We start from the raw sequence: 12,869 nt of genomic DNA on the forward strand, positions 1-12,869 counted from the left end.
ATCGAGCTTCTGAAGCATCGTCTGGATCATCCGGTCATAGAGCTTCTGGTTTTCTTCGTTTGTCCTGTTGGCAAGCGCACCGATAAGCGATCCAGCACCTGCAATATCCGACTTCAGACGGACATCGGTAACAGCTTTCACCAGTTCGAGATTGTCCATGAAATCATAGTCCGGATTGAGAGAGATTCTCTGCCCGTATATCTTCCTTATAGAGGTCCTGAACATATCTCTCTGTTCTCTTGTTTTAAGACCGAGCCTTTCCTCCACACTCGCTATGTATCTTTCGTCAATTTTGAGTGCTTTCAGTTCTCCGCTCTGCGGATCGCGGTATTTCCACATCCTGTCCGGCCCCAGATTCTCGGCATCTATACCGATTATCATATTGACATAATTCATCACATCCTTGCGGATCGCATGCGGCTCATCCATATAGGCATTGAACATCTCGGTCATGATCCTTTCCCGATACAGCCCTTTGGCGATCTTGAGATCCTCGAGGTATTTCTTCCTGCTGTTGGCGTCGGTCACATAATCGAGCACGATTCTCTCAAGCGCCTTGAAGATATCGTAAGCGAACATGCACTTGCCCTCATTTGTCTCCGAGCTTTCTATCAGAAGCTGAACCGCCCTTCCCAGGTTTCTCTGTCCGAGTCCCCTCTGGCCGAATCGATTGACAATTACAGGATCCTGGTTCAGGGTATCTATCACCTCAGCCAGAGTTTTTATACTCTTCTCGCCGGCAACTTCTCCTGCTGTCAATTTCAAGGTCTCTATTGGAGTAAGTTTTTCCGAACGGGCAAGTCTGGTGAGAACGACCGCGACTGATGCTGCATAATTGAGGTTGGGGTCCTGATGCAATATTTCTCTATTGAGCGTAGTACGAGCTTCTTTACCGATAGCATACTGTGTCAGTTCTTTCTGCAGCCTGTAGTTAGTGTTGTGGGACACATAGCAGATTCTGCACCGGTCAACAATCGGCGCCTCTTCTTTTTCAGAAAGGAAGCGATTGAATTCGGAGTTATTTGATGTAGCTATTATAAGGGTATCGATCGGCCACTTGAATCCATCTATCTCGATATTGCGGTTCTGAATCACTCCGAGGTAAACCTGAACGAGATCTTTTTTGTTTTTATAGATCTCATCACTGAAATGAATTCCTCCTCCGGCAACTCGCGCCAGCGCTCCACGTCGCAGGTCAAAACGGTATGGGTTGTTTGTATCTGTTATATGCAGAAGCCGCTGTATCGATTCTTCACCAAGGAGATCCACTGCAGATGAGGTCATCTTATCCTTTGCAGGATATTTCCCTGTTACAGTTCCCAGACTCTCGGTAAGGGGTACAGGTACTATCTCCACAAAGGAGAGCATCTCATCTAATTTACCGTCTGTAACTTCCCGGATATCATCCCAGATATATCCACTGCAGGCTCCCAGAGGACGGTAATTCCAGTAAAGATCCTCTATTTGTTTGTCAGTAAATCCGACTACTGAGGAAAGATACTCCATGGTTTTGTCTCTGGTTTCAAGAAGGTTCATTGCCAGGATAGCCGGATCTTCGTAGGTCTGAGATTCGATCTCTGTAATCTTGCTGTACTTTCCGATCTTGTCAAGATTATTGAAACGGAAGGTGTACTTGCGGTTTTTGTCTTCTGACAGAAACTCGCGGTACCTGTTACAGAGAAATTCCACGAAAAAGGTCTTTCCATTTCCTGGTTCTCCCACCAGCACAAAAGCCATTTCCGCTGATGATCCGCCCTCTGCGGCATCTTTTACATAGGATACGAAGCTGTTTATCTCATCGTACATTCCTATTACATGCTTTTTTCCGGTGCGGAAAATACTGAAATCATAGGTGGTTTTTCCATTCACAACCACCTTCTCTATCTGACTCTCAAGAATCATCCTGGCAACACCCTGGAAAGCATTTTCAAAGGTTCGCTTTTTTGTTTTGAGTGCTTCCAGATGGTACAGCAGACTGTTTTTTGGTACAGGCATCGTTCCTCCTGAATTCCTGCAAGATGTTAACAGCTGGAAATAGGGATTTTAATTTCCAAGTTTAGGTAAACGGGATATGGGTATTTGTTTTTTCCCGGAAGGATTGTAATCTCTACGGGGCCTTAGTGAAGCCGGTGTTTTATTGCCATATCGAATATCGAATACGAGTCGTGGTGGAAATTATTTGGAAACTTTAATTATAATTAGTTATTTCCTTTTTTTGGCCATTCTGGTTTATGTGTGGAAACTACTTGGAAAATTGTACCTCTGAGAATCGTCATAAACATGATGCGTAAAGCAAAATGTTGCTCATTTATGAATCCCCGAGTCCTTCGAAGCAATATCTTTATTTTACCATTCAGGCACTCCACAAGCTCTAATGGAAGTTTAGTATCACAGTAATTTAGAACACCATCTAAATGCTTCTGGACCATTGAATAAAACTTCTCCAGCGGATATAAGCGTTGCCATCTGAGCTCTGGGTTGTGTACCTGGTTGGAGTGTTTTTACTATTTTGACAGGGATCAAAATGTGCCCTAAACACAAATAATAGTATGGTTGTCTTTTCGAGGAGTCTTCGCGGAGAAATCTATTTATAGTGAGATGTAAACACCCTTGAAGAACAGATCTTGCATCGGGAAATGAGGATTTTAAACTCTGTACGCTGAACATAGTCGAAGCGTGCATTGAACGTAGCCGAAATAAACCTGGCCTCCACCGTATTCTAAAAATTCAAGTAACCAAAAAGAAATAAACGATCTTCTGAACCTCCGATATCACCGCTGACGAAACAGTCCCTGACCTCCACCATTTCTTTATCATGTTGTCAGTCCAGTTGTAACGCTCCAGCGGGACCGGAAGAAAGTAAAAATGATAGTTTTTGGTTTCAGGATAACGGCTGAGCATTATCTTGATTCTTCGCATGTGGTAAGGACCTGACACCAGCCCGACATGAAGCTCCTCCTTCTGCGAGCTCAGCCTCTTCATAAGAGCATCAACTTCAGAATAAGTGTTTCTGCAACTGTCTATTACAGAAACTTTAGACATATCATAATTGCTCCTCTTAAGCAGCCTCGAATGCCCATCCTTGTAATCACTTAACATCCAGTGCGCATCACTGAACCTGCTCATCAACTCTTTTGAATAGGATACTCTCACATTCTCTCCGGCAAAGGTAAAAACGATGTCCAGATGACCGGGAAGAGGATCGGAAACCATAAGCCATTTGCCGAGATTACGGAAGGAGAAAACAAGTACTGCCAAAGAGAGAAGGAGAAAAACTATGGATGAGGAAAAAAGGGCTCCTTTAATGTTCTTCATTATAATTCCGGGTTTGTTACCACATCTCGAATGCAATACAGTCTCTCATCATTGATTATTCCCGGTCTTTTTTCCGCTCAGGAAAAGTCTTCTAAGTATCAAACTACGAACAAGTAACTGAATTTATTTGGCTCCGTAAGTTTCCCTGTATTGAGCAATTCTCTCCATCAGTGCATCATCTACAACCACTTTCCCGTCAAAAGTCCTGTTGTGCAGGTAACCCACTATCTCATCAAGAGTTACAATAGAGAATGTCTTCATCCCAAACTCATCATGAAGCTCCCTCAAGGCACTCCGCTCTGTTCTGCCCTTCTCCATCCTGTCCACAGAAACCACCAGCCCACTAACATCAACCGATGCCATAGATTTAAGCATCGGGACAGATTCCCGCACCGATGTCCCCGCTGTGGTCACATCTTCTACTATCACCACCCGCTCCCCGTCACGAAGCTTATGGCCAACCAGACTGCCGCCCTCTCCATGATCTTTGGCCTCTTTTCGGTTAAAGCAGAATGCCACATTTTTCCCATATTTTGAAGAAAGAGACATCGCTGTGGCCACAACCAGAGGAATTCCCTTGTACGCAGGCCCGAAAAGCACATCAAACCCATCAGGCATGCTGTCTATCAGACTCTGAGCATAATACTCACCCAGCTTAAGAAGCTGATAACCAGTGTTATAATTTCCAGTGTTTATAAAAAAGGGTGTACGACGCCCGCTCTTTGTTACAAAGTCTCCAAAAGTGAGAACATTGCATCTGACCATAAATTCAATAAATTCCTCTTTGTAATTCACCAACTTAGCCTCCCCAAATCAGATCTCGACCTTTAAACCATCCCTGGAAAACTCCATAAATGGATCGATATTCCTCGAATCAAGCTCATAATGTATATCATGGCACATGTGAATAAAATAGCACCTCCGGGGAGAGATCCTTCTTGCAAACTCAACGCTCTGGGGCAAAATCAGATGAGTTGGATGCTCCTTTTCCCTTCGAAGGCAATTGAGAACCAGAATCTCGGTACCCTCCAGTTTTTTAAGGTTCTCGTCATCAATCGTCCTCATGTCCGGGATATACGCCAACGGCCCGATTCTGTAACCAAAGCATCCCTTGAGATCACCATGCCCTACCAGTACAGGAATGACCTTCTGATCAGATAAGTAAAATGGCGAATCGACCTTATTTGTTATAAGTTGGGGAATTCCGCCTCCGGTACAGGGTGGATACTCAAATACATAGGAATAGGACTTTCTGATCATGTCAACCGATTCTTCAGATCCGTACAATGGAACCGGTTTCTCTCTTGTGTAAGAGCGGATATCGGGAATCCCGGTTACATGATCTGCATGCCCGTGGGTGATAAGAACAGAATCGATCTTTTTCACACTTTCTCTGAGGACCTGCTGTCTGAAATCCGCAGAAACATCGATCAGCAGGGAAAAACCGTCCCATTCGACCAAAATTGAGGATCGGGTTCTGTTATGTCCGGGATCTGTTTCGGAAAGTTTACATACACCCTGGGGACAGGAGCGGAAATCGTTGATCATGCAGTCTATTGATGGGACACCGTGTGAGGTGCCAGTACCAAGAAATGTAATTTTCACTTGAATTCCTAATTATGTTTGTAAATGGCTCGGTTTATTTACTGGTCAGGGTCGGTATCAGTATCGAACCCTTCTCTTCCTCTCCGCGCCACAGCACGAGGCTTAGTTCATTATCAATGCAAAGTCTTCGGCAATGGTCACAATCCGTGCATTTTTATCGATTCCGATTCCGGCACCGATCCGGTCAAATGGTAACTTAAAATAATTGAGAGGAAACATGCGGTGAACAGAACAACCCAAACCTGCAGGCGGTTTTCCAAACACCTTGACACTTCCGGCATTCTCCCCTATATTATTACAATGCGTGTTTGTGTCTTTGTTTTCGTTTGCGCTACCCTTTTATTAACTCTGTTTTTTGGAACCGGGTGCGGGTTTTCACGACAGACCATCTATTCTGTCCCAAGAACAAAAGTAGCTTCTCCTCCCCCTACTCCGCTTGAAGAGGTAATTCTCAAGGGATCATCGGGATATAAACTTGTAGGATGGCTCAGCAGGACTACTCCGCATGACGATTCCACACCGGTTTTTCTTTACTTTCATGGAAGCGGTGAAAATCTGCAGACAGTGCTTGGATCGAGGATTTTTGGCGAGTTTGCATCTATGGGAGTACACTTCTTCGCTATCGATTACCCAGGATATGGAAACAGCGGGGGCACACCTTCCGAAAAATCCCTGATTGAAGCAGCAGATACGGCTTTTAAATGGATCAGCAGAAATTTCCCGCCAAATCCCAAATTTGTGTGCGGATGGTCGATGGGGGCTGCAGTTGCAGTTCAGACTGCCCTAAACAATCTCCGGGATATCAATGGGGTGGTATTGATCAGCGCATGGGCAACATACGATTCTGTTGCAGCCAACAGGTTCCCTAAGTGGATTAACAAAAAAATGCTCAAAGATCATTTCAACACAATTGAAGTTATCTCATCCCTTGAGGTCCCCACCCTTATGCTTCATGGGGAATTTGACCGCCGGATCTCCATCAACCAGAGCAAATCTCTCTCATCGAACTGCCCCCAACTGAAAAAATGGGTGCTTCTGAAGGGAACAGGGCACAATGATGCACTTGGGAATAGACGTGTCTGGGATGAGATTGAGGCGTTTGTAAAAAATCCTGAGATTGACTGGACAGCGAGAGAGTAATTGAGGGTGGTGTTTTTTAATTGACCTAAACCGTAACCGGCAGCTTTAATTTAAGCGATTAACTCACCAATTCACCCAGGTGAATCAACAACTTAATTGGTTAAGGAAAAAGTTCACCTCAGAGGTGAATTTATGACTTAAGTCTTTGTGATTTAAATAATTACGTATGCTGAAAAGAAAACATATTACATACAGGTTAATATTCCCTATCTCATTGTACTATAAAGACTTAGGCTTATAATCCTCATCTTTATCCTTGATCCCGTCGAATAACTCACCTCAGAGATGAATCAGCAACTTCAGCGCTTAAGTTATTGATTTACCCAGAGGTGAAACAGTTGAAAAAAATAGAAAAAGATAGTCCGTCCCCTGCAATTTCATTTTTTCACCCCGGAGGTGACTCACGGAAATAAAACCGGGCCGGACTTTTTTTTTCTCTTTAAGGGTGCTCTCTATGGTACTCGATTTTCATGTTTCGTAATAAGGTTATGGTCATTTGGTATTTCTGCCTGCTACTAAGGTTTTATGGACAGATACTAAAGTTTAGAGATTAAGAGTAAACATTTCACCCCTGAGGAAGGTAAGCAATTTAATCGTAAAAGATTCCTGTCCAGGAAAATTCCATCGTAAAACAAATTCAGGGGTTATCAATTTGAGGGATCTCGATTCCGGTACCGGTACCAGCTCCGGAAAAATTGGGGACAGACTATCTTTTTACTTTTATGTGGATCGCAGAATCATCTTATTCGATGATTTTTGGATGGCACCTTATGTCACTAATTCACCTGCGGGGTGAATCTAACTTAATCGCTTAAACCATTCTCTCACCCCGGAGGTGAATTAATGACTTCCTTTTCTGGTTTTCGTTAATTCATTAATAAGGTAAATAAGGTTATATGGTCATTGGTTTTTCTGCTACTAAGGTTTGAGGACAGATACTAAGGTTTAGAGATTAAGAGTAAACATTTCACCCCTGAGGAAAGTCAGAAATCGTAAAAGATTCATATCCAGGTAAATACAATGAAAAACAATTCAGGGGTTATCAAATCTGAGGGATCTCGATGCCGATTCCGAGCTAACTACCTGCGAGGCTATATATGCAAGAAAAAACTTTACTCTACTGTCCTGCAATAAACTGAGTAACAAACCCAATCACCTCATCAACCGATCCCTTACCGGCAATCTCATCATACAAAATTCCCTTAAGTGTCGATGTTTGAGGGCAATAGATCTTTATCTCCTCATCACGGAAAAAACCCACTCCAGGAGTTCCCATAACCGATGCCAATGCGTAAAGCACTGAATTTCCAGTAATTAGAACTTTAGAGCTGCTCACCAGAGCTGCAGTTCTGGAAATCGGCAGTTCAGTTACAACAGGAAACGGCTGACCATTTAACCACTCTATTTCCGTATCTTCCAGACTATCATCAAAATACAGATACGTTTTTCCCTCATTTAGATTCTTCAATCTCTCCAGCAATAACCCTGTCCACTCTTTTCCAAATCTCCTGATAAAAAACTGCGCATCTACCCCCACCAGATTATCCTCCCTGGATACCTTCATCTCCTTAAAAAGTTGATCCAGTTCATCGGATGTCTTCCGCGCTACACTCCATCGGATTTTAAGCGGTTTTGCCCCGAAAAGACGAGCCATGGTGAGATTTCGCTCAGGGAGATAAGTGTTTGAATCATCTGAAATTACGCGGATATTCAGAAACGGATGTCTCCCTGCTTCAAAATACCCCGCTCGCACCGGTGCCTCTGATATACCGATTAAATATAAAAACGCCAGATCAGGAGTTCTATCCAGCAAAATACAAAGATCTGCTCTGCCGCTATACTCCTTCATTCTGGAAAAAAACGAGGAGGAAAATCCCCATCGCTCCTCATCATCAAACTCCACCACATTGAGCCCCGGAATCATCCTGATATACGATGAAACAGAGCGCTCAGAGAAAATTGTCACTCCTGCATGACTGAAAACTGAAACAATGGATACCAGATTCCGCAATTGATAAAGAACCTCAAGAGGTGTGCATGGAAGAATCACTATGATCTCTTTTACAGACTTGGTATCAACCGGAAAACTGAACGGATCGTTTTTCTCCCTTGGAAGAAGAAAAGAGAAAAACGCCTCCGAACCGGATCGGCCCATCATTTTAATCAGCGATCTCTTCAGGTACCCCAAACCCTTTGCTTTTTTTCCCATGGTATTATAAAATAGTATGATACCTTGTTATCTCTTACCATAATTCTCAGTTCAATGAATATCCGGTAAAAAAAAACGGATATCACAGGTACAAATTTAAAATACCGTGAACACAGAAACAACTCAAGGATATCCTGGATATGCTTAAAAAACTGGTCGTTGCTCTTGAATGGATTCTTTTCGGCTCCCTCCTGGGTATCACTGCTTCGGGTGCCGGCGACGGCCTCCTGTCTGCTCTCCCCTTCTCCTTTGAAATCACTGCCTCTATCCCGTCAATTGCAATTCTCCTCTTTGCTCTGTTGAAAATGAAGCAACCTCACTGGAATCTCTCCCTCACAGCCTCTTTCGCCCTTGCAGCAGTGTCATTTTCCGCACGGTATTTTTCTATCTCCAGTTCCCCTGAAACACTTACAACCACAATCCCGATGCTTTACTTTTTTGTAATTGTCGCATCTGGACTGATGGGGAAAAGATTCACCTGGATTCTCCCGTTTTTCTGTCTGCTTGCCGCTGAGCTATCCCATTTAGCCTTTATAAACTATGGGAAAGGCATAGAGGCAATACTTTCTGTCCTCTCTGAATACGCCCTTGCCTCTGCTTATGCTTTTGCCCCCCTCTTTGCAGCAGGTCTCTTCACCTCGATTCTCTCCCCGGGTTCCCTGATAAAAAACAAAGGACAAGAGATCCCCTCCCGGGGAAAACCGCAAAAGTCCGAAATGTCCCAGAATGAGGACCTCACCGGATCAGAGGATTACGATAACCTGACCAGAACACGAATGTTTACTATCGACAGTAATTCCGGACTGATTCACAGCGGAGAAAATGATGTGCAGGATCTGCTGTACAGTGTCGTCTATTTCATGAGCAGGAATTTCAAAGCCTACTCAGCGCTTGCCTTTATCTATGATCCGGTAAACAGAGTCTTTATTCTTAATTCTTACCAGTCCAGAAGCATGAATATTATCAAAGGAGTTTCGATTCCCCTGGGAAAAGGTGTGGTTGGAAAAATCGGTTCTGAAAAACGCTCATTTATGAGCGGCAATTTCTCCAACTACAACTCTGAAACTCTATATTACTCTGATAGTGTAGAGATAAATTCCATACTGGCTGTTCCGATAATCTCCGATAAAGATGAACTGCTGGGAGTGCTATTACTCGACAGCCTTGATAAACTTGCGTTCAAAGATCAGGACAAGGAGATACTCCGCAGGTTTTCGGGTTTAGCTGCAGCTCTTATCTCAAATGCCAGGATGAGAATATTTCAGGAGAGGATGGCCAATACATTCAAGACCTTTTATCAGACAAGCCATCACTTTACAACGGCATTGAAGGTGAATGATGTCTTCGATGTGCTCTTCAGGATGATCCCGATGGTGACCCCCTGCACCCGCCAGATCGCAATTATCTACGATATGGAAAAGAAATGCGCGGTATTAAGCAGAATTGACGGAGAGGGAAACGACATCCATGAGGGAATGGAGTTTAACCTCAATTCAGGTATCTACTCCTATGCCCTGCAGAAACGTAAAGTGATCAACATTCAGGATTTCAGGCTTTATGAATCTAAATACTACAGGTTCATGCCCGATGAAATCCCCAACCCTTATCTCAGGTCTCTTATTATTTTTCCGATTACCGATGATGAATCGAGGTGCAGAGGGCTTTTTTCTGTCGAAAGTTCAATTGCAGACCAGTTTTCCGGTGAAATTGAACAGGTGATGGCCACTATTGTGGAGAACGCATCGGTTGCATTTACTCGCGCACTGCTTTACCAGCAGATGGAAAGGCTTGCTACAACAGACGGGCTCACGGAACTTGTGAACCACCGCCATTTCCAGGAAATCTTGTCAAAAGAGATTGAGCGCTCCCGAAGATACAAAAGGCCTCTTTCCCTTCTCCTCATGGATATCGATCACTTCAAATCCTTTAACGACACCTACGGACATCCTGTCGGTGATCTGGTGCTTAAAGAGATCTCCGCCTGTATCCGCAGATCTATCCGGATCAATGATGTCGCAGCGAGATATGGCGGAGAGGAGTTTACTGTTATTATCCCTGAGACAGCTGAACAGGGTGCACTGGTTACAGCCGAACGGATCCGCACAACAATTGAGAATCACATCATCAGATCCCTTGACAGGGAACTCAGGGTCACAGTAAGTATAGGATGCGCCACGTTTCCCTCTCTTGCCTCCTCTCAACAGGAGCTTATCGATAATGCAGACAAGGCGCTTTACTTCTCAAAGGAGCACGGAAGGAACCAGGTAAACATTTTCAATCCAGGGATGAAAGGTAAGGAAAAGAAGTAAGGCAGCGTATCTGCGTTGTGCCCTCTTAAGAATAGAGTGTTGTAATTTCGACGAGTTTTTGAGGAAAAATCTTACCCTTAAATCATAGAAAATCGTCTAATCAGATTAAGTTCAGACAATTTCCCATAGGATATACTTATTTTTCTAAAATTTTGATCAATTTTACCCTACAAATTCGAATATCTTAATGAGTGTAGTCTAATGAGTGTTTTTTGAAGGTTCAGAAGCAACGGATATTTTAAGTGGCACCAAAATGCCCCCTCATCTCCTCATCAATCATCCCGTTCAACTTTACTGCCGGCTCTCCCCGTATTATCATCTCGTAAACCCTCTCATGACGCTCCACCAATGACCTGAGACTGTAAACCCTCTCCACAAAATTCCTCCCCTCCCTGCCCATCTCCTTTCTCCTCTTCTCATCCTTCAGCAGCCCTTCGATAGCCTCACACAATGCCCTTCTGTCCCCTTTTTTAACCAATATTCCGGTTTTCCCCTTGATTAATGATTGCTTAAGTCCCCCGACATCGTAAGCCACCGGAGGAACCCCCATCGACTGCGCCTCAACAACAACCCTTCCAAACCCCTCCTGATATGTGGGAAGAACCACAAGTGTGCTTGATCTGTAGTACTGACGCAAAGAGTCATGATTCACAAGCCCGGTGAACATGACCTGATCTTTCATTCCCTTTTTCTTTATCCAGGTGTAAAGCTCCTCTCTGAAAGAATCGGAATCACACCGGCCTGCAAATACAAGAAAACAGGTTATCCCTTTACTTCTAAGCATATGAGCGGTTTGAAGGAGGTCCAGATGACCCTTCATGGGCCATATACGTGCAGGAAGAAGCAACACAGGATATTGGGAAACCGTTCTGAAAGACACCTTCCAGGGATCAAAATAATCGGTGTCTACTCCATTGGATATATTGATAAATCTCCGGCGCAGATATCCCGGTATGTTTATACCTGTCACACCTGATACATACCGGGTTCTGTCAACCTGTTGACGGATCGGGAAGTAATTAAACCATGCATTATCAAAATGATTGATTATAAGCACCGGGATATTGACCTCTGCAGCAGCGGCCATCAGTTGTAAACTATCCCTTCCGCCTGGAAAATGATTCACAATAAGATCAACCTTATGCTCCTTGAAAAGACCGGCTAAAACCTCCTTAAAACCGGACACCTCCCTGAAATAGGGCATAAACATCTGCTTCCCTGCCTTATAAAGCACATATTGATTGAGATACTTAAACCTGCTGTAGGTTTTCCTGAAAAAAGAAATGAAAAGATTGTGCTGATAACGGTTGAGACCTTCTCTGAAAGGAACACTGGATGACCTGTCTACCCTAAGAGGTATTTTAACCAGAGTCCCTCTTCCTGCAGATTCCTCCGTAATCTCAACCCCATCCTCCTCAGGAAGATACAGATAGAGAATCTTTACCGCATTACGGGAGAGAAGCATCCTGTTGAGATTATCGATATGAACCTCAACCCCACCGCCCCCGCTTAAGGCGTGTGAAAAACGCAGTATTGTCTTATTGTCAAGCAATCCCGTCTGCGCCATTTCCTTTACACCCTTTTTAGCATCTCTGAATCATTATTCCAGGTATTCTAATTTTATCAATCCGCGATCTTACGCTGCCAGTCTGTCCTTTAACCCTTTTTCCTCCTGAATATATTTCTCATAAATTTGAGAAATCTGCTCATGGGAGATAAGCTTTTCGCCGGCCTGGAAAATTTCCGATTCCTCCTCCTCGATATGATGCTCGATTATATCCTTCAGCACCTTCGTCCTTGCAATCCAGTCATCAGCATCAACATTTAAATCCATAAGCTCGTTGAAGAGATTGCGGGCAATCCGGTGCTCCAGGAGTGCCTCGAGTATAATCTCGTGCGATTCTCTCTTGCTGTCAAGCACAGGGTAGAAGACCTTCTCTTCACCCTCCAGATGAGGGACCAGGGCGACTTTCAGCTCTTTTATGAGAGTCTCCCGACGGCTGGGGCTTGAATTTAACATCCTGTTAAGTATCTGTTTTACCTCATTGTGCTCTGTGCGGATCTGCTCGTAGAATTCCGGATGCATCGATATACCTCCTTTGTGTGTCAGGCTGGTTTCTGTTAGAGATTTATGACGCTATTTGTGTGCCAGATTTTCTGTGGCGTTATTTTCGGCGTTATTTATCGGCGTTATTTATCGGCGTTATTTATCGGTGGCATTTATCGGTGGCATTTATCGGCGGCATTTATCGGCGGCATTTATCGGCGGCATTTATCGGTGGCATTTATCG

Annotated in this window: 10 protein-coding genes; 2 read left to right on the top strand and 8 right to left on the bottom strand. The window is 43.9% G+C overall.

Annotated features, from left to right (window positions below; all coding sequences use genetic code 11):
• From GX089_00630 to GX089_00650, 5 genes are all read right to left on the bottom strand, one after another.
• Positions 1 to 1,995 (bottom strand): serine protein kinase PrkA (locus GX089_00630; protein NLP00975.1); only part of this gene is annotated, 1,995 nt, incomplete at its 3' end.
• 203 nt (positions 1,996 to 2,198) lie between these two features.
• Complete coding sequence (locus GX089_00635) at positions 2,199 to 2,429, bottom strand: transposase (protein ID NLP00976.1); 231 nt, start codon at positions 2,427 to 2,429, stop codon at positions 2,199 to 2,201.
• A 298-nt stretch (positions 2,430 to 2,727) separates the two neighbouring features.
• A complete protein-coding gene (locus GX089_00640; GenBank protein NLP00977.1) occupies positions 2,728 to 3,315 on the bottom strand; it encodes a hypothetical protein in 588 nt (195 codons plus the stop codon).
• Positions 3,316 to 3,438: 123 nt separating this feature from the next.
• Complete coding sequence (gene pyrE / locus GX089_00645; protein NLP00978.1) at positions 3,439 to 4,113, bottom strand: orotate phosphoribosyltransferase; 675 nt, start codon at positions 4,111 to 4,113, stop codon at positions 3,439 to 3,441.
• A gap of 15 nt (positions 4,114 to 4,128) precedes the next feature.
• Positions 4,129 to 4,920, bottom strand: coding sequence for an MBL fold metallo-hydrolase (locus tag GX089_00650; protein ID NLP00979.1), 792 nt, complete (start codon positions 4,918 to 4,920; stop codon positions 4,129 to 4,131).
• A gap of 222 nt (positions 4,921 to 5,142) precedes the next feature.
• Between GX089_00650 and GX089_00655 the strand changes: the two genes are divergently transcribed.
• A complete protein-coding gene (locus GX089_00655; protein NLP00980.1) occupies positions 5,143 to 6,060 on the top strand; it encodes an alpha/beta hydrolase in 918 nt (305 codons plus the stop codon).
• A 1,117-nt stretch (positions 6,061 to 7,177) separates the two neighbouring features.
• On the opposite strand, the gene GX089_00660 is transcribed toward GX089_00655, so the two are convergent.
• Complete coding sequence (locus GX089_00660) at positions 7,178 to 8,218, bottom strand: hypothetical protein (GenBank protein NLP00981.1); 1,041 nt, start codon at positions 8,216 to 8,218, stop codon at positions 7,178 to 7,180.
• A gap of 191 nt (positions 8,219 to 8,409) precedes the next feature.
• On the opposite strand from GX089_00660, the gene GX089_00665 reads away from it, so the two are divergent.
• Positions 8,410 to 10,578: a diguanylate cyclase gene (locus GX089_00665; protein ID NLP00982.1), complete on the top strand. Its 2,169-nt coding sequence runs from the start codon at positions 8,410 to 8,412 to the stop codon at positions 10,576 to 10,578.
• A gap of 238 nt (positions 10,579 to 10,816) precedes the next feature.
• Here GX089_00665 and GX089_00670 read toward each other — a convergent pair whose 3' ends face one another.
• Positions 10,817 to 12,145 (bottom strand): glycosyltransferase family 4 protein, encoded by a 1,329-nt coding sequence (locus GX089_00670; protein ID NLP00983.1) that lies wholly within the window; start codon positions 12,143 to 12,145, stop codon positions 10,817 to 10,819.
• Between the two features lie 69 nt (positions 12,146 to 12,214).
• Complete coding sequence (locus GX089_00675) at positions 12,215 to 12,664, bottom strand: hemerythrin domain-containing protein (protein ID NLP00984.1); 450 nt, start codon at positions 12,662 to 12,664, stop codon at positions 12,215 to 12,217.
• Positions 12,665 to 12,869 lie beyond the last annotated feature (205 nt).

This window comes from Fibrobacter sp. (genome assembly GCA_012523595.1).
In the GTDB taxonomy this organism is placed as follows: domain Bacteria; phylum Fibrobacterota; class Chitinivibrionia; order Chitinivibrionales; family Chitinispirillaceae; genus JAAYIG01.